21 protein-coding genes are annotated in these 22,695 nt (G+C 70.7%); 5 read left to right on the forward strand and 16 right to left on the reverse strand.

Translation table 11 applies throughout. The features are described from left to right. Positions 1 to 7: 7 nt before the first annotated feature. The 11 genes from ACWD02_RS18705 to ACWD02_RS18755 form a co-directional block, all read right to left on the reverse strand. On the reverse strand, positions 8 to 1,138 hold the full coding sequence (locus ACWD02_RS18705; protein ID WP_451211531.1) for an aliphatic sulfonate ABC transporter substrate-binding protein: 1,131 nt from the start codon (positions 1,136 to 1,138) through the stop codon (positions 8 to 10). Positions 1,139 to 1,367: 229 nt separating this feature from the next. Further along, positions 1,368 to 2,741, reverse strand: coding sequence for a sulfate adenylyltransferase subunit 1 (locus ACWD02_RS18710; RefSeq protein WP_451211533.1), 1,374 nt, complete (start codon positions 2,739 to 2,741; stop codon positions 1,368 to 1,370). A 2-nt stretch (positions 2,742 to 2,743) separates the two neighbouring features. Then, the gene (gene cysD / locus ACWD02_RS18715; protein WP_451211536.1) at positions 2,744 to 3,682 is read right to left on the reverse strand and encodes a sulfate adenylyltransferase subunit CysD; all 939 of its coding nucleotides are present in this window, start codon (positions 3,680 to 3,682) and stop codon (positions 2,744 to 2,746) included. After that, the gene (gene cysC / locus ACWD02_RS18720) at positions 3,679 to 4,266 is read right to left on the reverse strand and encodes an adenylyl-sulfate kinase (RefSeq protein WP_451211539.1); all 588 of its coding nucleotides are present in this window, start codon (positions 4,264 to 4,266) and stop codon (positions 3,679 to 3,681) included. Before cysC ends, cysD begins: the two co-directional genes overlap by 4 nt. Continuing rightward, positions 4,266 to 4,979 (reverse strand): phosphoadenylyl-sulfate reductase, encoded by a 714-nt coding sequence (locus ACWD02_RS18725; RefSeq protein ID WP_451211542.1) that lies wholly within the window; start codon positions 4,977 to 4,979, stop codon positions 4,266 to 4,268. Before ACWD02_RS18725 ends, cysC begins: the two co-directional genes overlap by 1 nt. Then, complete coding sequence (locus tag ACWD02_RS18730; RefSeq protein WP_451211545.1) at positions 4,976 to 5,155, reverse strand: hypothetical protein; 180 nt, start codon at positions 5,153 to 5,155, stop codon at positions 4,976 to 4,978. The genes ACWD02_RS18725 and ACWD02_RS18730 overlap by 4 nt, the downstream gene beginning before the upstream one ends. After that, positions 5,152 to 6,849, reverse strand: a complete 1,698-nt coding sequence (locus ACWD02_RS18735) for a nitrite/sulfite reductase (RefSeq protein WP_451211548.1) — start codon at positions 6,847 to 6,849, stop codon at positions 5,152 to 5,154. Before ACWD02_RS18735 ends, ACWD02_RS18730 begins: the two co-directional genes overlap by 4 nt. Before the next feature lie 116 nt (positions 6,850 to 6,965). Then, a complete protein-coding gene (locus tag ACWD02_RS18740) occupies positions 6,966 to 7,049 on the reverse strand; it encodes a putative leader peptide (protein WP_323178717.1) in 84 nt (27 codons plus the stop codon). 143 nt (positions 7,050 to 7,192) lie between these two features. Continuing rightward, complete coding sequence (locus ACWD02_RS18745) at positions 7,193 to 7,765, reverse strand: GNAT family N-acetyltransferase (RefSeq protein ID WP_451211551.1); 573 nt, start codon at positions 7,763 to 7,765, stop codon at positions 7,193 to 7,195. 5 nt (positions 7,766 to 7,770) lie between these two features. Beyond that, a complete protein-coding gene (locus ACWD02_RS18750) occupies positions 7,771 to 9,108 on the reverse strand; it encodes a GAF domain-containing protein (RefSeq protein ID WP_451211553.1) in 1,338 nt (445 codons plus the stop codon). Between the two features lie 271 nt (positions 9,109 to 9,379). Next, positions 9,380 to 11,017, reverse strand: a complete 1,638-nt coding sequence (locus ACWD02_RS18755; protein WP_451211556.1) for an acyl-CoA dehydrogenase family protein — start codon at positions 11,015 to 11,017, stop codon at positions 9,380 to 9,382. Positions 11,018 to 11,034: 17 nt separating this feature from the next. Here ACWD02_RS18755 and ACWD02_RS18760 point away from each other — a divergent pair, with 17 nt between their 5' ends. Continuing rightward, positions 11,035 to 12,177, forward strand: a complete 1,143-nt coding sequence (locus ACWD02_RS18760) for a YihY/virulence factor BrkB family protein (protein ID WP_451211559.1) — start codon at positions 11,035 to 11,037, stop codon at positions 12,175 to 12,177. A 214-nt stretch (positions 12,178 to 12,391) separates the two neighbouring features. Here ACWD02_RS18760 and ACWD02_RS18765 read toward each other — a convergent pair whose 3' ends face one another. Further along, the gene (locus ACWD02_RS18765; RefSeq protein ID WP_451211563.1) at positions 12,392 to 13,240 is read right to left on the reverse strand and encodes an NmrA family NAD(P)-binding protein; all 849 of its coding nucleotides are present in this window, start codon (positions 13,238 to 13,240) and stop codon (positions 12,392 to 12,394) included. Between the two features lie 80 nt (positions 13,241 to 13,320). On the opposite strand from ACWD02_RS18765, the gene ACWD02_RS18770 reads away from it, so the two are divergent. Both ACWD02_RS18770 and ACWD02_RS18775 read left to right on the forward strand, forming a co-directional pair. After that, complete coding sequence (locus ACWD02_RS18770; RefSeq protein ID WP_451211566.1) at positions 13,321 to 14,256, forward strand: AraC family transcriptional regulator; 936 nt, start codon at positions 13,321 to 13,323, stop codon at positions 14,254 to 14,256. 24 nt (positions 14,257 to 14,280) lie between these two features. Continuing rightward, complete coding sequence (locus tag ACWD02_RS18775; RefSeq protein ID WP_451211569.1) at positions 14,281 to 15,009, forward strand: DUF6597 domain-containing transcriptional factor; 729 nt, start codon at positions 14,281 to 14,283, stop codon at positions 15,007 to 15,009. Here ACWD02_RS18775 and ACWD02_RS18780 read toward each other — a convergent pair. Then, positions 14,981 to 15,409 (reverse strand): VOC family protein, encoded by a 429-nt coding sequence (locus tag ACWD02_RS18780; protein WP_451211572.1) that lies wholly within the window; start codon positions 15,407 to 15,409, stop codon positions 14,981 to 14,983. The two genes, ACWD02_RS18775 and ACWD02_RS18780, sit on opposite strands and share 29 nt — an antisense overlap. A gap of 142 nt (positions 15,410 to 15,551) precedes the next feature. On the opposite strand from ACWD02_RS18780, the gene ACWD02_RS18785 reads away from it, so the two are divergent. Continuing rightward, positions 15,552 to 16,208 (forward strand): DUF4389 domain-containing protein, encoded by a 657-nt coding sequence (locus ACWD02_RS18785; RefSeq protein WP_451212062.1) that lies wholly within the window; start codon positions 15,552 to 15,554, stop codon positions 16,206 to 16,208. 5 nt (positions 16,209 to 16,213) lie between these two features. On the opposite strand, the gene ACWD02_RS18790 is transcribed toward ACWD02_RS18785, so the two are convergent. Continuing rightward, positions 16,214 to 19,099: a glycoside hydrolase family 2 TIM barrel-domain containing protein gene (locus ACWD02_RS18790; RefSeq protein ID WP_451211575.1), complete on the reverse strand. Its 2,886-nt coding sequence runs from the start codon at positions 19,097 to 19,099 to the stop codon at positions 16,214 to 16,216. Between the two features lie 267 nt (positions 19,100 to 19,366). On the opposite strand from ACWD02_RS18790, the gene ACWD02_RS18795 reads away from it, so the two are divergent. Beyond that, positions 19,367 to 20,032, forward strand: coding sequence for a pyridoxamine 5'-phosphate oxidase family protein (locus ACWD02_RS18795; RefSeq protein ID WP_451212065.1), 666 nt, complete (start codon positions 19,367 to 19,369; stop codon positions 20,030 to 20,032). Between the two features lie 114 nt (positions 20,033 to 20,146). Here ACWD02_RS18795 and ACWD02_RS18800 read toward each other — a convergent pair whose 3' ends face one another. After that, positions 20,147 to 21,427, reverse strand: coding sequence for a hypothetical protein (locus ACWD02_RS18800; protein WP_451211578.1), 1,281 nt, complete (start codon positions 21,425 to 21,427; stop codon positions 20,147 to 20,149). After that, positions 21,415 to 22,647 carry a hypothetical protein gene (locus ACWD02_RS18805; protein ID WP_451211580.1) on the reverse strand — a complete coding sequence of 411 codons (1,233 nt, stop codon included), beginning with the start codon at positions 22,645 to 22,647 and terminating at the stop codon, positions 21,415 to 21,417. Before ACWD02_RS18805 ends, ACWD02_RS18800 begins: the two co-directional genes overlap by 13 nt. Positions 22,648 to 22,695: the final 48 nt, after the last annotated feature.

The raw sequence follows: 22,695 nt of genomic DNA on the forward strand, positions 1-22,695 counted from the left end.
TCCGGGGTTACTTGACGCCGAGACCGGCGTCGTCGACAGCGGGCTTGCCCTCGGCCTTCAGGACCTTGTTCAGCGGCTTCAGGTCGTAGATGCCCTTGAGGTTCGGCTTGTCCAGGAGGCCCGCCTTGACCGCGTGCTCGGCCTCGGAGTCGAGCGTGGCCGCCAGCGGGTCATCGGTGGTCTGGATCGACTTCCACGCCGGATCGATGACCTCGGCGGGCAGCTCCTTGCCGGACGCCTCCTTGAGGGCGGCGTTGGCGGAGGCCTTCGCCTTCTCCGGGTTGTCCTTGATCCACTGGTTGGTCTTCACCGAACCGCGCAGGACGGCCTCGACGACCTTCGGGTGCTCCTCGAGGAACTCCTGCGACACGATGATGTTCGTGATCACGAACTTCTTGTCCGGCCACAGGTCGGCCTCGTCGAGGATCGCCTTGCCGCCCTCGGCGACCAGCTTCGACGCGGTCGGCTCCGGCACCCAGGCGCCGTCGATCGAACCTGACTTGTAGGCGTCAGGGGTGATCTTGTTGTCGGTGCGGACCACCGAGACGTCGCCCTTGCCGCTCTCCGCGTCGACCTTCCAGCCCTTTTCCTTGATCCAGTTGAGGAAGGCCACGTCCTGGGTGTTGCCGAGCTGCGGCGTCGCGATTTTCTTGCCCTTGACGTCGTCCAGGGACTTGATCTTGTCCGGGTTGACCACCAGCTTCACGCCACCGGACGCCGAGCCGCCGATGATGCGCAGGTTCTTGCCCTGGGACTTGGTGTAGCCGTTGATCGCGGGCGACGGGCCGATCCAGCCGATGTCGATGGACTTCGAGTTCAGCGCCTCGATCTCCGAAGGACCGGCGTTGAACTGCGTGTACTTGGCCTTCGTCGCGCCCAGTTCCTTCTGGAACAGGCCCTCCTGGTCACCGACGAGGGCGGTGGCGTGGGTGAGGTTCGGGAAGTACCCGATCTTCACCTCGTCGAGGCCCTCGATCTTCTTCGCACCCGAGGCCACCTCGGCCTTGTCGTTGTCGTCGTCCGCGTCGGATCCGTAGCCGCAGGAGGTGAGCACTACGGCGAGCAGTGGCAGGGCGGCCACGGCGGCCAGGGCACGGCGGCCGCCGGTGGTGCGTGGGGTGCGGAAGCTGGCAGGCACGGGAGGTGGTCCTCTCGTTGGCCCGGCTCTCACGCCCTCAGGGCGTGGCCGGGAGATCGGCAGGTTTTCGTCTTCGCAGGTCGAACTCGCGGGGGGTGTGGGCGCGCAAGCGGTGCGCGTACGTCATCGCGCACATCGCCCGACCCCGCCCTGCCCGCTGCCGAGGGCGCCGCTGCCGACACGGCCGCCCTCCTTCGCGAAGGTCGAGAAATAGTCGATCGAGGTCATGTCAGAAGTCCCAGCCCTCGTCGTCCGCCGCCTTCTTGGCCTCTTCGACCGTCTCGACGGTTTCGGCGAACGCGTCGCCCGCCATGCCCGCCGCGAGCGTCGTGCCGTCGGCCGGGTCGATCAGGAGGAACGAACCGGTGCGGCGCGAGGCGGCGTACGAGTCGACGGCGATCGGCTCGGCGGTGCGGATCACGACGCGGCCGATGTCGTTGGCGACCAGCTGCCCCGGCTCCGGGTGCTGGGAGAGGTCGTCCAGGGTGAGCCGCGAGGGGATCTCCTTGACGATCGCCTTGACCGTGCGGGTGGTGTGCTTGAGCAGCACCCGCTGGCCGACGGTCAGCGTGGTGTCCGCGACGTGGCAGACCGTCGCCGTGAGGTCCTGCGAGGTCTGCGGCTGGTCACCGCTCGGCACGATCAGGTCGCCGCGCGCGATGTCGATGTCGCTCTCCAGGAGCAGTGTCACGGACTGCGGTGTCCACGCGACGTCCACCGGCGTGCCGAGGAGGTCGATGCCCGCGATCTTCGACGTCTTGCCCGAGGGAAGCACGGTCACGGACTCGCCGACCCGGAAGGTGCCCGCCGCGATCTGTCCCGCGTAGCCGCGGTAGTCGGGGTGCTCGGCGGTCTGCGGGCGGATCACGTACTGGACGGGCAGCCGTGCGTGGCAGGAGGTCAGGTCGTGGCTGACCGGGACCGTCTCCAGGTGCTCGAGGACCGTGGGGCCGCCGTACCAGTCCATGTTGGAGGACGGCTCGACGACATTGTCGCCGGCGAGCGCCGAGATCGGGATCGCGGTGATCTCCGGGACGCCCAACTGGCCGGCGTACGCGGTGAATTCCGCGGCGATCCTCGCGAAGACGGTCTCCTCGAAGTCGACGAGGTCCATCTTGTTCACGGCGAGCACCACGTGCGGGACGCGCAGCAGCGCGGCGACTGCGGCGTGCCTGCGGGTCTGCTCGATGACGCCGTTGCGGGCGTCGACGAGGACCACCGCGAGGTCGGCCGTGGAGGCGCCGGTGACCATGTTGCGGGTGTACTGCACGTGCCCCGGGGTGTCGGCGAGGATGAACCGGCGCTGCGGGGTCGCGAAGTAGCGGTAGGCGACGTCGATGGTGATGCCCTGCTCGCGCTCGGCCCGCAGACCGTCGGTGAGCAGCGCCAGGTCGGGCGCCTCCTGGCCGCGGCCCAGCGACACGCGCTCCACGGCCTCCAGCTGGTCGGTGAGGACCGACTTGGAGTCGTGAAGCAGCCGTCCCACGAGGGTGGACTTGCCGTCGTCGACGGAGCCCGCGGTGGCGAAGCGCAGCAGGGTGGTGGCCGACAGCTGCTCGGCGGAGAGCGGCTGCGCCTTGTCGGGTTCGGTGGTGCTGGTCATGTTTAGAAGTACCCCTCGCGCTTGCGGTCTTCCATCGCGGCCTCGGACATCTTGTCGTCGGCGCGCGTGGCGCCGCGCTCGGTCAGCCGAGACGCGGCGATCTCGGTGATGACGGCGTCCAGCGTGGTGGCGTCGGAGTCGACGGCTCCGGTGCAGGACATGTCGCCGACGGTGCGGTAGCGCACCAGCCGCTTCTCGACCGTCTCGTCGTCCTTGGGGCCGCCCCACTCACCGGCGGTCAGCCACATGCCCGAGCGCCGGAACACGTCCCGCTCGTGCGCGAAGTAGATCTGCGGCAGCTCGATGCCCTCGCGGGCGATGTATTGCCACACGTCGAGCTCGGTCCAGTTGGACAGCGGGAACACGCGGACGTGCTCGCCGGGGGCGTGGCGGCCGTTGTAGAGCTGCCACAGCTCGGGGCGCTGGCGGCGCGGGTCCCACTGCGAGAACTCGTCCCGCAGCGAGAACACCCGCTCCTTGGCGCGGGCCTTCTCCTCGTCACGGCGTCCGCCGCCGAAGACCGCGTCGAACTTCTCGCTCTGGATCTTCTCGGTGAGCGGCACGGTCTGCAGCGGGTTGCGCGTCCCGTCGGGGCGCTCGCGCAGCTTGCCCGCGTCGATGTACTCCTGCACGGAGGCGACATGCAGCCGCAGGCCGTGCTCGGCGACGACGCGGTCGCGGTACTCGAGCACCTCGGGGAAGTTGTGCCCGGTGTCGACGTGAAGGAGCGAGAAGGGGATCGCCGCGGGGGCGAACGCCTTCAGCGCGAGGTGCAGCATGACGATCGAGTCCTTGCCGCCGGAGAAGAGGATCACCGGCCGCTCGAACTCGCCCGCCACCTCGCGGAAGATGTGCACCGCCTCGGACTCCAGGGCGTCCAGGTGGGACAACGCGTACGGGCTGTCCGTCTCCTCGGTCACTGTGGCCACGGTCGTGGTCATGCCAGACCCCTTTCGATGAGCAGCGCGCGCACGGCCGCCGCGGACTCCTGCACGGTCTGGTCCTGGGACTCGATGCGCAGATCGGGTGACTCGGGTGCCTCGTACGGGTCGTCGACCCCCGTGAGCCCGGAGATCTCGCCGGCCGCCTGCCTGGCGTACAGACCCTTCACGTCGCGTACGGAGCAGACCTCCACCGGCGTGGCCACGTGGACCTCCAGGTAGGGCGTGCCGCCCGTCTGGTGGCGCTTGCGCACCGCCTCGCGGCTGTCCGCGAAGGGCGCGATCACCGGCACCAGGACCTTCACGCCGTTACGGGCGAGCAGTTCGGCGACGAAGCCGATGCGCTGCACGTTGGTGTGCCGGTCCGCGCGGCTGAAGCCGAGGCCCGCCGAGAGGAACTCGCGGATCTCGTCGCCGTCGAGCACCTCGACCCGGTGGCCGTCCTCGCCCAGCTTGCCCGCGAGTTCGTAGGCGATGGTGGTCTTGCCCGCGCTGGGCAGGCCGGTGAGCCAGATGGTGGCTCCGGTGGTCACGTGCTTCTCCGTTACGTGTCGAGGTTCTGTCACGCTGTGCGGCTCTGTCATCAGTGGATCCCGCACTCGGTCTTGGCGTTGCCCGACCAGCGTCCGGCGCGGGCGTCCTCGCCCTCCAGGAGGCGGCGGGTGCAGGGCGCGCAACCCACGGAGCCGTAGCCGTCCATGAGGAGGGGGTTGGTGAGGACGCCGTGCTCGGCGACGTAGGCGTCCACGTCGTCCTGCGTCCAGCGGGCGATCGGGGAGACCTTGACCTTGCGGCGCTTCTCGTCCCAGCCGACGACCGGGGTGTTGGCCCGGGTGGGGGACTCGTCGCGGCGCAGGCCCGTCGCCCAGGCGGCGTACGAGGTCAGGCCCTCTTCGAGGGGCTTGACCTTCCGCATGGCGCAGCACAGGTCGGGGTTGCGGTCGTGCAGCTTCGGGCCGAACTCGGCGTCCTGCTCGGCGACGCTCTGCCGCGGCGTGAGCGTGATGACGTTGACGTCCATCACGGCGGCGACGGCGTCACGGGTGCCGATGGTCTCCGGGAAGTGGTAGCCGGTGTCGAGGAACACGACGTCGACGCCGGGGCGGGCGCGCGAGGCCAGGTGGGCGACGACGGCGTCCTCCATGGAGGAGGTCACGCAGAAGCGGTCGCCGAAGGTGTCGACGGCCCACCGGAGGATCTCCAGCGCGGATGCGTCCTCCAGGTCGCGGCCGGCCTGCTCGGCCAGTTCCCTCAACTCGTCGTCGGTGCGCGGTTCGTGGTCCTGAACGGTCGTCATATCTCTTCCCCTCCAGAGTTGCTGTGCTGAACCCCACGGGCAAGGAGCCCGAGGAACTTCAGCTGGAAGGCTCGATTGCACGCGGCGCATTCCCAGGCGCCGTGACCGGTCTCGTTGGGACGCAGGTCCTCTTCACCGCAGTAGGGGCAGTGGAAGGGCGCGGCACGCTCGCTCACTTCAGGGCCTCCTCGCTGGCGCGGGCGACCCAGGTGGCGAAGCGCTCGTCGTCCGCGCGCTCCTCCTCGAAGCGCTTGAGGACCCGCTCGACGTAGTCGGGCAGCTCGGCCGAAGTGACCTTCAGGCCGCGGACCTTGCGGCCGAACCCGGCCTCCAGGCCGAGCGCGCCGCCCAGGTGCACCTGGAAGCCCTCGACCTGGTTGCCCTCGTCGTCCAGGACCAGCTGGCCCTTGAGGCCGATGTCGGCGACCTGGATACGGGCGCAGGCGTTCGGGCAGCCGTTGATGTTGATGGTGATCGGCTGGTCGAACTCCGGGATGCGCCGCTCCAGTTCGTCGATGAGCTGGGAGCCGCGCGCCTTGGTCTCGACGATCGCCAGCTTGCAGAACTCGATGCCGGTGCAGGCCATGGTGCCGCGCCGGAAGGGAGAGGGTGTGACCCGCAGATCGAGGGCTTCGAGACCGGCGACGAGGGACTCGACCTGTGCCTCCTCCACGTCGAGCACGATCATCTTCTGCTCGGCGGTGGTGCGCAGCCGGCCCGAGCCGTGGGCGACGGCCACATCGGCGATCTTCGTGAGCGTCGCGCCGTCCACGCGGCCCACGCGGGGGGCGAACCCGACGTAGAAGCGGCCGTCGTTCTGCTTGTGCACGCCGAGGTGGTCGCGCCAGGTGCCGGCCGGCTGCTCGGGGGCGGGCCCGTCGACGAGCTTCCGCTTCAGGTACTCGTCCTCCAGGATCTGCCGGAACTTCTCGGGACCCCAGTCGGCGACGAGGAACTTCAACCGGGCGCGGTTGCGCAGCCGCCGGTAGCCGTAGTCACGGAAGATGCCGATGACGCCGGTCCACACCTCCGGCACCTCGTCGAGCGGCACCCAGGCGCCGAGCCGCACGCCCAGCTTGGGGTTGGTGGAGAGACCGCCGCCGACCCAGAGATCGAAGCCGGGCCCGTGCTCGGGGTGGTTCACCCCGACGAACGCGACGTCGTTGATCTCGTGCGCGACGTCGAGCTGCGGCGACCCCGAGATGGCCGTCTTGAACTTACGGGGCAGGTTCGAGAACTCGGGGCTGCCGATGAAGCGGCGCTGGATCTCGTCGATGGCGGGGGAGCCGTCGATGATCTCGTTCTCGGCGACACCGGCGACGGGCGAACCGAGGATGACGCGGGGAGTGTCACCGCAGGCCTCGGTCGTCGACAGCCCGACCGCCTCGAGCCGCTCCCAGATGGCGGGGACGTCCTCGATGCGAATCCAGTGGTACTGAACGTTCTGCCGGTCGGTGAGGTCGGCGGTCCCGCGCGCGAACTCCTGCGAGATCTCGCCGATGACGCGCAGCTGCTCGGTGGTCAGCCGCCCGCCGTCGATCCGGACCCGCAGCATGAAGTACTCGTCGTCCAGCTCCTCCGGCTCCAGGATCGCGGTCTTGCCGCCGTCGATGCCCTGCCGGCGCTGGGTGTAGAGCCCCCACCAGCGCATACGCCCACGAAGATCGTTCGGGTCGATCGAGTCGAACCCGCGCTTCGAGTAGATCGTCTCAATGCGTGTCCGCACATTGAGACCGTCGTCGTCCTTCTTGAACTGTTCGTTCCCGTTGAGCGGCGTGAAGTGGCCTACGGCCCACTGGCCCTCACCACGGTGACGGCTCGCCTTGCGCCGGGGCGCGGCAGTCGTGGGCTTTTCGGGGGTGGCAGCCATGGCTATACGTCCTTCAAGGCGGGCTGAGGGCGGCATTGACCTGCGCACTTCGCGCAGAGGGCGCGGCGGTGCGCAGAAAAGTGGTCATGCGGTGAGAGTCGTCGGCGCTGTTGCTGTCAGCTCGCCGGACACATGGCGCTGGACATGCGGCAGAGATCGACGTGACGCCGACTCACCAAGGCAATTCCAGTGCGATCCATGACGGAAGCGTGTCACGGGACTTTCGGCCCAGTCCACCACTGTCCGGAGTATGGACGTTGTTGTCCCACATGATGGGACGAGTGACGTGGGTCACTTCGGGCTGCCGACTTCGAGGAGTCGACGGTGCGGGGCGAGGAAGGCGTCACGCCCCCGGCCAGGGCCCGGGCGAAGCCACAGCCGGCTCCTCCTCGACCTTCGTGTCGAAGAGCTTGAAGCCCCGCCGCAGATAATTGTCCATCGCGTGTTCGCCGTCCTTGGAGCACGTGTGCAGCCACACCCGCTTCGTCGGGGTGAGGTCCGGCCAGCGCTCGGCCAGGTCCCAGGCCCGCCGCACCCCGGACGAGAGCAGGTGGCCGCCGATCCGCCGCCCCCGGAAGGCGGGGATGAGACCGAAGTACACGATCTCGACGACGCCCTCCTCCCGCGCCGCCAGCTCCACGTACCCCGCGGGCGTCCCCTTCTCGTACGCCACCCAGGTCTCGACGCCCGGCTTCCCGAGCTCCTCCTGCCACTGGGCGTAGGAGAGGGAGAGCCGGTCCGTCCAGCGGATGTCGCCGCCGACGGAGGCGTAGAGGAAGCGGCTGAACTCCGGGGAGGGGATCTCGGCCCGGACGATCCGCACGTCGTCGCCCTCGGGTGCGGCGGCGGGCAGCAGGTCGGTGGGAGCGGTCTGCTCCAGCGACCAGGTGGTGACGGTGAGGCGAGTGTGGCTCATGCCGGTCAGCGAATCATGTGCCGCGCACCCTGGCCAAAGGGGGTCCGCGATGCGGGAAGACCCCGCAGCCGAGCCTCTCGCACCGCCGGTGCCGTCGAGTGCGGGAGCAGGTCGGCCGGGTCTTCGGGGAGGATCACCTCCACGTCCACGTCCTCGGCGAAGCGGTAGGGGCGGTGGGCCAGGATGCCGCCCAGATAGCGCCGGACGCGGGAGATCTCGGCGCGGACCGTGACCGTGCGCGCCGGGTCGCCGAACATGTCCTCGGCGAGGCCCGAAGCGCTGCGGCCCTTGCGACGGCTGCTCAGGAGGAAGAGCAACTCGGCGTGCCGCGGGCTCAGTTCACGCGTCCAGCCGCCCGCTCTGCCGCCCTCCACGGTGACCGACCAGCGGCGCGGCCCGCTCACGTCCAGGATGACGCGCGTCGCGGCCGGCGGCTGCGGGTCCTCCTCGACGCGCAGCAACCAGCCGCCGGGCAGCGGCTCCACCGCGCAGGTGCCGAGCGAGGGCAGCCACAGATGGCCCGCGGCCATGGCCTTGGGCAGGGCGAGCCGGTCCGTGGGCGGCATTCCCGTGACCGCCGCCGTCCACCCGTGGACGTCCACCGCCAGGGCGCGCCCGCCGATGCGCGCGAGGACCGGTGCCGCCACCGAGCGCAGCCGGTCGAGCGCCGCCACGTGGGTCTCCCGCAGCCGTGCCTCGGCGAGCTTGGCCACCGAGTCGACCAGGGCGAGCATCGCCGGATGCATCGTGTTCAGCGGACCGCTGATGTCGACCACGCCGAGGAGGCGGCCGTCCCGGGGGTCGGTGATGGGCGCGCCCGTGCACGTCCACGCGTGATGCGTCTCCACGAAGTGCTCGGCGGAGAACACCTGCACGGGACGGCGGACGACGAGGGGTGTCCCTATGCCGTTGGTGCCGACGACGCCCTCGTTCCAGTCCGCGCCCAGTTCGAAGCCGAGCGAGTCCGCCTTGCGCAGCACCGGGGAGCTGCCCTCGCGCCACAGCACCCGGCCGTCCGCGTCACAGACGACCATGATGTGGTGCGCCGCGTCCGCCACCGTGACCAGCGCGTCCCGCAGCACCGGCATGATCTCCGTCAGCGGTGACGCGCGCCTGCGCTCCTCGAGTTCCTCGACGCCGAGCAGCCGGGAGCGGAAGTCGTGGTCGGGGTCGACCCCGACGAGCTTCATGCGCTCCCAGGACTCCTCGATCACGGGACGCGGCAGCATGCGCGGCCGCTGCCCCGCGAGCGACGCCTGGCGGACACCCGCGAGCAGTCGTGCGGCCTGAGCACGGTCCATGGCGGAGATCCTCGCGAGGTCGATCGTCGAAGGCGCGTTCATGACCGGTCCTTCCCGAGCAGAGCCAGTGCGTCGGGGGCATCCACTCGTCGCGCCCCCTCGGCGTCCGCAAGGGTATTTGGTTCAGTGATGAACTGTCGGCTTGCAACCGTCTGCAACCCTCGCGAACGGCCGTACGGAGATCGAAGCTGATGTCCGACGCCGTTCACCCGGCGTCGGCGCTCCTCAATGGGGCCTGGGAGCGGGGGTGGTGCCGTGTCGGCGCAGCACCACCCCCGCGACTCTCCGGCTGCCCAGGACCGTCAGCAGGGTCCTAGGCGTCGCGCGGAGCCGCCCGTTCCACCACGGAGGCCAGATCCAGGGTGTGCGGCAGCGTCCCGAACGCCGAGCCCCAGTCCCCGCCCAGCCGCGAGGCACAGAACGCGTCGGCCACCTCCGGGGGCGCGTACCGCACGAGCAGCGAACCCTGGAGCACCAGAGCCATCCGCTCCACGAGGCGGCGCGCCCGCGCCTCGACGCCGTCCAGGTCGGCCAGTTCGGTGAGCAGCCCCTTGATCGCGCCGTCCAGGCGGTGGTCGGCGCCGCGCGCGCCGCCGACCTCCTGGAGGAAGGCGTTCAGGGCCTGCGGCTCCCGCTGCAACGCACGCAGCACGTCGAGCGCCTGTACGTTCCCCGAGCCCTCCCAGATGGAGTTGAGCGGCGACTCGCGCAGCAGCCGCGGCATCCCCGACTCCTCGACGTACCCGTTGCCGCCGAGCACCTCGAGGGCCTCCACCACGAGCGGCGTGCAGCGCTTGGTCACCCAGTACTTCGCGGCCGGCACCGCGATGCGCAGGAACGCCCGCTCCTGCTCGCTCCCGTCGTCGTACGCGGCCGCCAGGCGCAGCGCGAGGGTCGTGGCGGCCTCCGACTCCAGGGCGAGATCCGCGAGGACGTTGCGCATGAGCGGCTTGTCGATGAGCTTGCCGCCGAACGCCTCGCGGTACGTGGCGTGGTGCACGGCCTGCGCGACGGCCTGGCGCATGAGCGACGCCGATCCGATGACGCAGTCGAGCCGCGTGGCCGCCACCATCTCGATGATGGTGCGCACCCCGCGCCCCTCCTCGCCGACCCGGCGCGCCCATGTCCCGTCGAACTCGACCTCGCTCGACGCGTTCGACTTGTTGCCCAGTTTGTCCTTCAGGCGCTGAATGGCGAAGGCGTTCCTCGTGCCGTCCTCCAGGACCCGCGGCACGAGGAAGCAGGTGAGTCCCGCGTCGGTCTGGCCGAGCACGAGAAAGCCGTCGGACATGGGGGCGGAGCAGAACCACTTGTGCCCCGTGAGTTCATAGGCGCCCTCTTCCGCGAGGGCACGCGCACGCGTCGTGTTCGCACGCACGTCGCTGCCGCCCTGCTTCTCCGTCATGCCCATCCCGAAGAGCGCCCCGGCCTTCTGCGAGGCGGGCCGCATGCCTTCGTCGTAGACGAGGGAGGTGAGCCGGGGCTCCCACACGGCGGCGAGCGCGGGATCGGCCCGCAGCGCGGGGACGGCCGCGTGTGTCATCGAGACCGGACAGCCGTGCCCCGCCTCGACCTGCGACCACACCAGGAACCCGGCGGCGCGCCGCAGATGCCCGCCCGGCCGCGACCAGGCGGTGGTCAGACCCGACGAGACCGCCTTGCCGAGCAGCCGGTGCCAGGCGGGGTGGAAGGCGACCTCGTCGACGCGATTCCCATAGCGGTCATGGGTGTGCAGAACGGGTGGATTCTCGTTGGCGAGGAACCCCCATTCGCGCGCCTGCTCCGAGCCCGCGGTCCGCCCGAGTTCGGAGAGTTGCTCGCGAGCGGTGTCGAGGAGCGCGGGGTCGAGATGCCGTTCGACCCCTTCCGTGAGCGCGCGGTCAGACGTGAAGACGTCATATCCCACCAGGGGCGGAGCCTGGTTGGTCACTGTGTGGGTGGTGGCTGCCATGCCGCTACGGTAAGGAGGTGCACCAGGCAAATGAAACACCCGGGAGGCCGTCGGGCCGCTGGAACCGGGCCCGCGCTCTCTACAGCAACGTCTCCAAGCGCAGGACTGCCTGGCTGCTGCTCAAGGACACGGTCAACTCGTGCGTGGAGTACCGCATCCTGGGCCTTGCCGCCGAAGCGGCGTTCTTCACGCTGCTCTCGGTGCCGCCGCTGCTCCTGAGCCTGATCGGGCTGCTCGCCTACGTGGACCGGTGGACCGGCGCGAACACGATCGCCAGCGTCGAGAACAACATCCTCGAGGCCTCCCGCACCGTCCTCTCCGACAGGGGCGTCAGCCAGATCGCGCAGCCGATACTGGAGGACGTCATGCGGGTCGGCAGGCCCGACGTCATCTCGATCGGTTTCGTCTTCGCCCTGTGGTCGGGCTCGCGCGCCGTGAACGTCTTCATCGACACGATCACGGTGATGTACGGCCTGGACGGCGCGCGCGGCATCGTCAAGACCCGCCTCCTGGCGTTCGGCCTGTTCATCGTGGCGCTGCTGATCGGTTCGGTGGCACTGCCGCTGATGGTGGCGGGCCCCGACGCGGTGGTGAAGCTGGTGCCCGGCTCCACGACGGTGGTGCAGATCCTGTACTGGCCGGTGGTGACGCTGCTTTCGGTGGTGTTCCTGACGACGCTGTACCACGTGTCGGTGCCGGTGCGTTCGCCCTGGGTGGAGGACATGCCGGGCGCGCTCATCGCCCTGGGGATGTGGGTCCTCGGCAGCTTCCTGCTCCGGATCTACCTGACCAGCACGGTCGAAGGGCCCACGATCTACGGCTCGTTGGCGGCGCCGGTGGCCGTGCTCCTGTGGATCGGTGTGTCGGCGTTCGCGGTCCTTGTCGGGGCGGCGGTGAACGCCGCGATCGACCGGGTGTGGCCCTCCGTCGCCACGGCGGCCGCACGTGCGGCCAACGACCGGATCCGGGAGGCGCGGGCGGTGGAGATGGTGGCGCGCGCGGCCGCCGCGCGGGAGGCTTCGGCGGACCCGGACGACCCCGACATGCCGTCGGAGTTCCCGGAGCGGTGGTCGCGCTTCTTGCCGCCGGACGATGTCTCTTCGAGGCTGCGGACGCATGTGAAGAAGCCTGGAGGGAACGGGGAAACGCCGCCGGAGTAGGGCGGTCCCTGCGGGGCTTTCCCCAACCCCACCCCTTCCCGAAACCATGGGGCTCCGCCTCCTGGACCCCCGCACAGATGTCCTCGAACGCCGGACGGGCTGGACTTCCAGCCCGTCCGGCGTTCGAGGACGAACTCGGCGGAGCCGGTGATTGACGGCAACCAAGGCTCCCGCGCCCGAGCGGGTTTTCGGGAAGGGGCGGGGTCGGGGAGAATCACGCTTTCCAGACGGCCGCATGCTCCCGGGCGAAATCGGCGAAGTCACGAGGCGCCCGCCCCAAAATCTCCCGCACCCCCTCGGAGAGATGCGCGTTGCGGCCGTCCAGGTTTGTCTCGAACAGCTCGATCAGGAACTCCGTCTCCTCCTGCGGAACCCCGAACTCGGCGAGCGCACCCCCGTACTCCCTCGCCGAGACCGGGACGTACCGGATCTCCCGCCCCGCTGCCGCCGCGATCTCGGCCACCGCGTCGCGGAACGACAGGAGGCGCGGTCCCGACACCTCCACCACCCGTCCCGCGTAACCCGAGTCGGGGCGAAGCACCGCCACCACCACGTCCGCGATGTCCCGCGTGTCGATGAACGGTTCGAGCACCTCCCCGGCGGGGAAGACCAGTTGCCCCTCCCGCATGCCGTCGACGAGGTGCCCCTCACTCAGGTTCTGGGCGAACCAACTCGCCCGTACGACGGTCCACTCCGCCCCGGACTCCCGCACCGCCCGCTCGGTGGGCTCCGCCTGGTCCTCGCCCCGGGCCGACAGGAGCACGATCCGCCGCACGCCGAGCGACACCGCCTGCCGGGCCAGCGCGCCCACCGCCTCGCCCGCACCCGGTGCGCCGACGTCCGGCTGATAGGCGAGGTACGCGGCGTCCGCGCCCCGCAGCGCGTCCTCCCATGTCGAGGGGTCGTACCAGTCGAACCGCACCGCGCCCGACCGTGAAGCGGCCCGTACCGTGAAGCCCGCCGCATCGGCGGCCTCCGCGACCCGGCGTCCGGTCTTGCCGGTCGCGCCCGTGACCAGCACCGTCATGTTCTGCTTCTGCGTCCGTGACGCGTTCTCTGTCATGACTCCAGTGAACTGGCCCGCGCCACAAGGAACCATCCGTCAGGGACTCACCCCCATACGCATACGTCTAGGCTTCCGGCATGGACGTACTCGCAGGCTTGCTGGAGGGCCCGCGCGCGCGAGGGGCCTTCATGATCCGCGCGTGCTTCGAATCGCCCTGGTCCGTCCGCATCGCGGACGAGGCGCCGCTCTCGGTCATGATCATGGTGCGGGGCAGTGCCTGGATCGTGCCCGACGACGGCGAACCCCAGCTGATCCGTCCCGGCGACGTCGCCGTGGCCCGCGGCCCCGACCACTACACCGTCGCCGACGAGCAGGCGGCTTCGCCCCGCGTGGAGATCCGGCCCGGCGAACACTGCGTGCCCCTCGGCGACACCCCCGCCGACCAGTACCGCGACCTCGGCCCGCGCACCTGGGGCCAATCGCTCGACGGCGCGACGGAGATGCTGATCGGCACGTATCAGGCGCGCGGCGAGATCACCGGGCGACTGCTCGACGCGCTGCCGCCGCTTCTGGTCCTGCCCACCGAGGTGTGGGACTGCCCGCTCACCCCGCTGCTGGCCGACGAGATCACCAAGGACGAGCCCGGGCAGGAGGTCGTGCTCGACCGACTGCTCGACCTGCTGATGATCGCGACGCTGCGAGCCTGGTTCTCCAGGCCGGAGGCGGAGGCCCCCGCCTGGTACCGGGCGATGGGGGACCCGGTCGTCGGGCAGGCGATCCGGCTGCTCCAGGACGACCCCGCACACCCGTGGACGATCGCCGGCCTGGCCGCGAAGGCGGGCGTCTCGCGGGCCGCGCTGGCCCGGCGGTTCACCGAACTCGTGGGTGAGCCGCCGATGGCGTACCTGACGGGCTGGCGGCTAGCGCTCGCCGCTGACCTCTTGCGGGACGGTGAGCAGACGATTGCCGCGATTGCTCGCCGTGTCGGGTATGGCAGCGCGTTCGCGCTGTCCAGCGCGTTCAAGCGGGTGTACGGGGTCAGCCCGCAGGAACACCGCTCACGGGCCGCGTAGCCCTGGACGGCGTAGCCTTGGAGCGTGTCGTACGCGCCTGTGCAGTATGCGGAGCGGCCGTCCCGAGTCACCGGCGCGGTCCTGTGGACCCGTACCGGCGGCGTCGAGACCGGCCCCGTGTACCCCGTCCTGCCCGACGGCTGCATGGACCTGCTGTGGACCGGCGGCCGGCTCCTGGTCGCGGGCCCTGACACCCGCGCGTACCGCCCCGAGTCGAACGGCGCCGCACGGTACGTGGGCATCCGCTTCTATCCCGGCACCGCCCCCGCGTTCCTCGGCGTGCCCGCGCACGAACTGCGTGACCGGCGCGTCGACCTCGCCGACCTGTGGCCCTCCGCCGAGGCACGCCGGCTCACCGAGCGCATGGACGCGGCCCGCGATCCGGCCGCCGTCCTGGAGACCGCCGCCCTGGTCCGGGCGGACGTGGCGGGGCCGCCGGACCCGCTGCTCACGCACGTCGTCACGTCTCTGGAAGCAGGGCGGTCCGTCGCGTCCACCGCCGCGGAGGCGGGCATCAACGCCCGTCTTCTGCACCGGCGTTCAGTCACCGCGTTCGGCTACGGCCCCAAGACGCTGGCCCGGGTCCTGCGCCTGCAGCGCGCGCTCGCCCTGGCCAGGGGAGGCCTGGCGTACGCGGAGACCGCGGTCGTCGCGGGCTTCGCCGACCAGGCCCATCTGGCGCGTGACGTCAAGGAGTTGGCGGGCATGCCGCTGGGTGAGCTGCTCAGCCCGCCGCCTGCCCCGGCGGTGTAGGCAGCGGCGCGAACAGGTCGACGCCGTTCCCGTCCGGGTCGAGGACCGAGGCGTACCGCTGGCCCCAGAAGGCGTCCCACGGCTTGAGCTCACCTCGGTAGCCGGCGTTCACCAGCTCCGCGTACACCGCGTCGACACCCTCGGGGCTCTCGCAGTGGAACGCGAGCCCGATGCGGCCCGCGCTCTGCGGCGGCTCCCAGTTCTCGGTGAAGGAACGGATGGTTTCCTCCGTGTCGAACGCGAGACGCAGCCCGCCGGGGAGCACCGCCTCGACGTGCGGCTGGTCCTCGGAACCCGCGGGAAACTCCAGGCCGAGGCGCCGGTAGAAGGCGAGGGTGGCGGCCATGTCGGCGACGACGATGCCGATCAGGTCGAAGCGGGGTGTGATGTTCGTGTTCATGCCTCGCAGCGTAGGCAGCCGCCCGCCGCCCGTCTTGAAGAAAACGGACGACGCGCCACTCCTTGCCGCCGCCCGCACCCCGTCGTACATGTGGGCAGGAGTGCAAGCACGGCGACAAGGGGAGTTGACCGCCATGTCCGCCATGTCCGCCACACCCACGGTGTCGGCGCCGGGCAAGCACCGGGCCGGCCCGGTCCGCCTGGAGGCGCAGTACGACCCGGCGCTGTCCCGCTGGCTCTGGCTGGTGAAGTGGCTGCTCGCCGTCCCGCACTACATCGTACTTGCCTTCCTGTGGGCCGGTCTCGTCCTCGTCACCTTCGTCGCGTTCTTCGCCGTCCTGATCACCGGCCGCTATCCAAGGGCGCTGTTCGACTTCACGGCCGGTGTGCTGCGCTGGACCTGGCGCGTCGAGTACTACGCGTACGGGTCACTCGCCACCGACCGCTACCCGCCCTTCTCGATGCGTGAAGTCGCCGACTACCCGGCCCACCTGGACGTCGCCTACCCCGAACACCTCTCCAGGGGGCTCGTCCTGGTCAAGAGCTGGCTGCTCATACTGCCGCAGCTCCTGGTGGTCGGCCTGTTCACGGGCGGCCTCCGGCTCAACGTCGGCCTCACCGGTCTCATCGCCTTTTACGCGGGCGTGACCCTGCTCTTCACGGGCCACTACCCCCGCGGCATGCACGACCTCAACATCGGCCTGCACCGCTGGGCCGCGCGCGTCCTCGTCTACGGCCTGCTGCTCACGGACGTTCCGCCCTACCGGCTCGATCAGGGGGACCGGGAACCTCTCGACTGACGGTCCTACGACGTGCCTGCCTGACGCGAGAAGGTGAACGCGAACTCGGCGGGGGCGGCGTGGAGTTCGTAACGCGGAAGAACCCCGGGCCCGCACGACTGCGAGCCGATGCCGTGCTGCCCGTGATCGAGGTGGACCCACACGGTGTCGCCGGCGACGAGATCCGTACGGTGAGTGGCCGCGTCGAGCTGCTCGGTGGTCCAGCGGCGCGCCGTGAACCAGAAGGCGGGCTCGCCGACCACGCGTAGTCCGTCGCCCTCGAAGTCCGTACGCAGCTCGGCCCAACGGACGTCCGCACGGGCGCCGTTCTCCTGCGGGCGCACGTACGGGGTCTGCATGCGGTCGACCGGCATGAAGCGGCGACCGATGACGGACGCCGTCGCCGTGTCCGGATACGCCTCGCCGAAGCCGCCGAACCAGTGCGCGTACCCGTACACGGCGGGCAGGCCGAGCCGGATGCCGAGCCGTGGCAGCGGCACCGTCCACTCGCCCTCGGGCACCACGGACACCGTGAGGCGCAAGCGGGCGCCGTCGGACGTCCAGCGGTAGACGGTACGCAGGCCGATGTCACGTGCGGCGGGCGCCACGCGGGTGCGGACGGTGAGGGAGTCTTCCGTCAACTCGACCGCGTCGAGCCGGTGTTGCATCCGATGCAGACCGAGCTCGCGCCAGACGAGGCCGTTGCGCTGCCCGCCCTGCCAGGACGCCCCGTTGTCGTTGTCGGTGGGGGCCCGCCAGATGTCCAGGCGCGGGGCGCTGGTCAGGGGGACGTCGACCAGGGTGAGCAGCTCGCCCGTACGGGCGTCGAAGGTGCCGGGGCCGAGCGTGATGAAGTCGCCCTCGCGCGCGGGGCGTTCACCCGTAGCGGCGGCGACGGGCGGCCTTGGCGAGATGGGGAACTCACCCCGCGCGACGACATGGTCCAGCTTCGTCCAGTTCGTCTCGACGCCCACCATGGCCGTGAGATGCAGGAGGGTCTCGGCGTCACGGCTCGCGGGCGGTGGGCCGGGCACTTTCAGCTCGACGGATTCACCGGGCCCGAGCTCCGGCGGCACCGCCAGATCACCTGCTGCGAAGGGAGCCTCTTCGTCGTCGCTGATGTACTGCCAATCGAAGGAAAGATGGGACAGGTCCGCGAAGTCGTGCAGATTGGTGACCCTGACCGTCCCCGCGTCTCCGTCGTATGCGAAACGCACCGGTTGGATGACCCGCATGTACGCGTCGAGTCCGGGCGACGGCAGCCGGTCGGGGAAGACCAGGCCGTCGCAGACGAAGTTCCCGTCGTGCAGCTCCTCGCCGAAGTCGCCGCCGTAGGCGTAGCCGAGCTCCGGGTGCCTGAGGCCGTGGTCGATCCACTCCCAGATGAAGCCGCCCTGATTGCGCTCGTGCGCGTCGAACAGCTCCTGGTACTCCTTCAGGCCGCCGGGCCCGTTGCCCATCGCGTGCCCGTACTCGCAGAGGATGAAGGGGAGTTGGCGCCGCGCCTCGGGCCCTCCGGTGTCCGCCCGGTGGCCGATGCGTTCGACCTCGGCATGGTCGGCGTACATGCGTGAGTACATGTCGGTGTCCGCGCAGGTCGGGTCGCCTTCGTAGTGGATCAGACGCCCCGCGTCCCGTGCGCGGATCCAGCGGGCCATGGCGGTCAGGCCGCGGCCGGTCCCGCACTCGTTGCCGAGGGACCAGATGATCACCGAGGCGTGGTTCTTGTCGCGCTCGACCATGCGGGCCGCGCGGTCCAGGAGGGCGGGCGTCCAGCGGTCGTCGTCGACGGGGTTGTCGCGCCACCCCTGCTCGGTGAAGCCGTGGGTCTCCAGGTCGCACTCGTCGATGACCCACAGGCCCAGCTCGTCGCAGAGGTCGAGGAAGGCGGGGTGCGGCGGGTAGTGGCTGGTGCGGACCGCGTTGATGTTGTGCTGCTTCATCAGGAGCACGTCGGTGCGCATCGTGTCGAGGTCGAGCGCGCGGCCCGTGTCCGGGTGGAACTCGTGCCGGTTCACGCCCCGGAACAGGATCCGCCGTCCGTTGACCTTGATGACGCCGTCCTCGACGGCGACCGTACGGAAGCCGATCCGCAGCGGGACGCGTTCGCCCGGCGTGGTCAGTGTCCCCTCATACAGGCGTGGCGTCTCGGCGGTCCAGGGCTCGACGGCCGCCGTCACGGACTCGCCCGTGGCGACATCGATCCCCAGCTCGGGGACGCTGACCCGCCCCTCGACGTCCGATTCGACGCGCAGGGTCCCCGTGCCCGCCTCGTGGTCGTACGAGGCGTGCGTGAAGAAGTCGAGCGCGCAGCCCTCGGGGCGGTGCAGCAGGGTCACGTCCCGGAAGATGCCCGGCAGCCACCACTGGTCCTGGTCCTCCAGATAGGAACCGGACGACCACTGGTGAACGCGGACCGCGAGGACGTTGCCCGACGGCTTCAGGAGGCGGCCGACCGAGAACTCGTGCGGGAGCCGGGAGCCCTTGAACTCGCCCAGTTCCGTGCCGTTCAGCCAGACGCGGGCGCAGGACTCGACGCCGTCGAAGCGGAGTGTGCCGTCACCGGTCTCGGGCCAGCCGTCCGGCAGGTCGAAGGTGCGCAGGTGGTCGCCGGTCGGGTTCTCGGTGGGCACGCGGGGCGGGTCGACCGGGAAGGGATAGACCATGTTCGTGTAGATGGGCGCGCCGTGGCCCTGCAGCACCCAGTGGCCGGGCACCGCCACGGTGTCCCAGGCCCGGGCGTCGTAGCCCTCCGAGGCGAAGGAGTCGTCGGCGGTGTCGGCGGATGGGGAGAGGCGGAAGTTCCAACTGCCGTTCAGCGAGAGGGAGATGGCGTCCGACCGCGCATACCACGCGCGGGGCGGGAGGCTGCCGGTGCCGGGGGATACGTCCTCAAGGTAGGGGAGCTCCATGGCCTCCATCAGACAGCGGGGAGGCGAGGCGTCACAACCGTCACGCGGCGGGGGTTGTTGGATTCTCGCAGCCCGAGTTGGACAAAAGGCGCATGGTCTGCGGATTCCGTCGTGAGTTGCCGATCGGTCGGCCGTAATCCGTTGAGGCATGGCATTTCGGTCGCGATATCGGTAGCTTGCGAAGGTGTGACCACAAGCGAGTACCCCAGCGAATCCACCAGCGAGACCACCAACGGCCAAGAACGCCCGCCGCAAAGCGGGCAGTCCCTGCCCGCCACGCTCCCGCAGACCGACCGAACCCGCCACAACCGGCTGCGCGAGCAGGGCAGCCTGGACCGCGCCGGCCTGAAGGCGATACTCGACGCGGGATTCGTCTGCCATCTCGGCGTCGTGGTCGATGGACATCCGATGGTGGTCCCCACCGTCTACGGACGCGATGACACCCAGCTGTATCTGCACGGCTCGGTCGCGAGCCGCAGTCTGGCCGCCGACCCGGCCGCCGAGATCTGCGTGACCGTCACCCACGTGGACGGCCTGATCCTGGCCCGCTCGGTCTTCGAGCACGGCGTCAACTACCGCAGCGCGATGATCTACGGCATCCCGCGCAAGGTCACCGACCCGGAGGAGAAACTGACCGGCCTGCGCCTGCTCACCGAGCACGCGGCCCCGGGCCAGTGGGACCACGCCCGACGCCCGAGCCGCAAGGAACTCGCCGCCACGACGCTGCTCGCCCTCTCCCTGGAGGAGGCGTCGGTCAAGACGAGCGAGGGCCCACCGGACGACGGCGACGGCCCCGACGCCGAGCTCGGCATCTGGGCCGGAAACCTCCCCCTGACATCCACCTGGGGCACCCCGATCGCCGACCCACTGCTCCCGCCGGACATCACGACCCCGCCCCACATAGCCGCGAGGGGCGGGACGCGGCAGGGCTGAGGTGGGTCGGGGGTTGGGGGCGGAGGGCGCTCCGAACGCCTTGAGCACGGGGCGCTGGTAGGCGTGACGGCGGGCGTGGGCGCGCCCTGCATAGCCGCGCACGGCTGAGGCGGGTCACGGTTTCGCGGTGGACGGTGTTTCGCAGGCGTGTGCCCTTGCTGAGCCCTGGGCGAATGCCTTGAGTGCGGTGCGTTGGTAGGCGCGGTCGGCGGGTGTGGGGTTGCCCTTCTCGTCCTCCCCGTACGAGGCGTCGCCCGACCCCGGGGGCTCGATGGTGAACAGGGCTCGCACGCCGCCCTTCTCGCACGCCGCGCTCACCCAGTAGCCACCGCCCGGGAGCCGGCCCGACGGACTGCCGCCGGGAAGGCGGCTCCGGCCCAGGTAGTCGTAGTGGTCCTGGTAGCGGTGGCGCTCGTCCTGCGCGTACGGGCCGTAGTACGCGCTCAGCCGATGGCGCCCGCCCACGTCCTCGGACGACGCGGCCACCGGCAGCCCGCCCCGCGTCACGGTGCTTGGACCCAACACGCACACCTCGACCGGCGTCCCGCGCCGCCCGCCCTCCCACGCGCGCGCGGCTTCGGAGCCACGTCCGGGTACGCCGCGGCAGGACGCGGCGGCGTCGGCGAGCGGCACGGCCTCGTCCGTGTCCACCGGCAGCGGCACCGTACGCGGCGGCTTCCCCAGGTCGGCGTCGCAGTTCCAGTGGGCGGAGGCGTTCGCCGCCGTGGCGGTGGCGATCCGGGCGAACGCGGTGCGCTGCCCGGGGTCGTCCACGGCCGCGTCCTCGCCCTTGACGTCCACCGAGACCAGAAGTCCGCCACGGCCGCGCGCGCAGTCGAGGAGGACCGCGGTGGTGGCCGACACTTCCCCACCGCTCGAACCACTCGATCCGCTCGACCCGCTCGTCGTGAAGGCGCCGTTCCAGCCGGACCCGATCGCCACCGGCGGCAGCGTGGAGCGCACGTCCGGATACCTCCCGTCGTACTCGCCGTTGAAGACGTCCCGCCGCTGCCCCCGGGCCACCGGGCCCTCCTCGTCCTTCGCGGGCCGTTCCGGCACCGCCCGCACGTTCACCGTCACCGAGCCGTCACGTGCCGACCAGCCCTCGGCGTCACGGGTGATCGTGCAGTCCACGCGCAGGGAGGCGTCGCCCAGCTCGCCGTCCACCCGGTCGCGCGTCTCGTCCTTGAAGGGCCCCTCGCCCAGTACGTCACGCACTTCGGCGGCCGGGAGCACCCCGCCGCACGCCCCGCCCACCAGGCGCTGCGCCACCCACCGGTCGTAGCCCCCGCCGAACCAGAAGTACCCGCCCGCCACCAGCGCGAGGGCGAGCGCCGCCCCGGCAGCCGTGGTGAGCCCCCGTCCGACACCGGAACGCCAGGTCAGCCCTGCCACTCCTCCACCTCTCCCATGATCTCGGTGTCCCGGCAGTGCGCGCGTCGCGGCCACCCGTCGTCCGCCGCCAGATACCGGTCGAGCAGGGCTCGCGCGTCCGCCGAGACCCGCCGCCAGTCCTTCTTGTCCAGGACGACCTCGTCCCGGTGCCGGAAGTCGAGCGCGGGTGTGACCGTGACGCGGTGGTACGTCGGGCCGCCGTCGCACACCGACCGCGCCCAGAGCGCGAGCAGCGGGTCGTCGCCCGAGCGCCCGAAGGTCAACTGCCCCTCGGGGCCCCGCTCGTGGCGGCTCCTTCCGGTCCCGGGGACGGCACCGCTGCCGCCGAACCTGTCGAACGCGCCGGGCGCGAGAACGCCGGACCAGCTCTCCGCGCTCGCCGCCTTGGTCCTCGGCTCGCTCGCCTGCCCCGCCGTGTCGTCCCACTGCCCGCCGCAGGTCCCGGCTCGCTGGTGGTACGTGGTGTCGTTCGCGTCGAACTTCCAGTGTCCGGGCGCGAACTTCAGCGCCTCGGGGGAGAGCCAGTCGCAGAGCTTGTCGGCCCTCTTCGCCTCTCTCACCTCGGCCAACAGCCGTCCACCACAGCCCTGTTCCCGGCTCACCCAGTCGGCGACCCGCACCGCCGTGCGGGACGCCAGGACCCGGTCGGCCTTCGGGACGTCGTACTCGCTGTCGGCGCGCGAGGGCAGATCGACGGTGACGAGCAGGTCCTTCGACGGTCTGACCCGGCCGCTCAGCCCCTTGGGGCACTCCGTGAGCAGCGTGGCCGACACCTGGCTGCCCCGCAGTCGGTCATCGGTGGACATCCCGCCCAACGCCCCACTCGGCAGCGGCAGTTCGAAGCCACCGACCGGTGCGTCGGTCCGGCCGAGGACGGCCTGCGCCCGCACCCTCACCCGCGCGTCCGGTTCCCGGCGCTCGTCGCCACCGCCCCACGACAGCGTGCAGTCGAGCAGCGCCCGGCTCTGCTCCCGCGGCGTGAGGAGCGTGCCGTACTCGTCCAGTACGCCCGCCGAGTCGTCCGGCACGAAGGAACGCAGCTCCACGGGGAGCAGGCCCGCGCAGGCGTGGGCCAACTGGTCCTGGTTGGCCGCGAGACGGTCGTCGTGCTCCTGGGACCGCGACACGGCGACCCCGGTGCCGCCCGCCACCAGAGCCAGGACGGCCACACCGGTCGCCACGAACCACGTACGCCTGCGGACGTCACGCATCCCCGGCATGGCCCCCCTTCCAAGATCGGAGAGGAGACGCTACCAACCGGACCTCGG

Source organism: Streptomyces sp. NPDC002853, assembly GCF_053591915.1.

What these genes read in the sequence shown, in the direction of transcription:
- ACWD02_RS18735 (WP_451211548.1), bottom strand. Translation starts at nt 6,849, where the DNA reads ATGGCTGCCACCCCCGAAAAGCCCACGACTGCCGCGCCCCGGCGCAAG.
- cysC (WP_451211539.1), bottom strand. Translation starts at nt 4,266, where the DNA reads ATGACAGAGCCGCACAGCGTGACAGAACCTCGACACGTAACGGAGAAG.
- ACWD02_RS18770 (WP_451211566.1), top strand. Translation starts at nt 13,321, where the DNA reads ATGGACGTACTCGCAGGCTTGCTGGAGGGCCCGCGCGCGCGAGGGGCC.
- ACWD02_RS18745 (WP_451211551.1), bottom strand. Translation starts at nt 7,765, where the DNA reads ATGAGCCACACTCGCCTCACCGTCACCACCTGGTCGCTGGAGCAGACC.
- ACWD02_RS18790 (WP_451211575.1), bottom strand. Translation starts at nt 19,099, where the DNA reads ATGGAGCTCCCCTACCTTGAGGACGTATCCCCCGGCACCGGCAGCCTC.
- ACWD02_RS18740 (WP_323178717.1), bottom strand. Translation starts at nt 7,049, where the DNA reads ATGGATCGCACTGGAATTGCCTTGGTGAGTCGGCGTCACGTCGATCTC.
- ACWD02_RS18725 (WP_451211542.1), bottom strand. Translation starts at nt 4,979, where the DNA reads ATGACGACCGTTCAGGACCACGAACCGCGCACCGACGACGAGTTGAGG.
- cysD (WP_451211536.1), bottom strand. Translation starts at nt 3,682, where the DNA reads ATGACCACGACCGTGGCCACAGTGACCGAGGAGACGGACAGCCCGTAC.
- ACWD02_RS18750 (WP_451211553.1), bottom strand. Translation starts at nt 9,108, where the DNA reads ATGAACGCGCCTTCGACGATCGACCTCGCGAGGATCTCCGCCATGGAC.
- ACWD02_RS18805 (WP_451211580.1), bottom strand. Translation starts at nt 22,647, where the DNA reads ATGCCGGGGATGCGTGACGTCCGCAGGCGTACGTGGTTCGTGGCGACC.
- ACWD02_RS18780 (WP_451211572.1), bottom strand. Translation starts at nt 15,409, where the DNA reads ATGAACACGAACATCACACCCCGCTTCGACCTGATCGGCATCGTCGTC.
- ACWD02_RS18785 (WP_451212062.1), top strand. Translation starts at nt 15,552, where the DNA reads ATGTCCGCCACACCCACGGTGTCGGCGCCGGGCAAGCACCGGGCCGGC.
- ACWD02_RS18710 (WP_451211533.1), bottom strand. Translation starts at nt 2,741, where the DNA reads ATGACCAGCACCACCGAACCCGACAAGGCGCAGCCGCTCTCCGCCGAG.
- ACWD02_RS18755 (WP_451211556.1), bottom strand. Translation starts at nt 11,017, where the DNA reads ATGGCAGCCACCACCCACACAGTGACCAACCAGGCTCCGCCCCTGGTG.
- ACWD02_RS18765 (WP_451211563.1), bottom strand. Translation starts at nt 13,240, where the DNA reads ATGACAGAGAACGCGTCACGGACGCAGAAGCAGAACATGACGGTGCTG.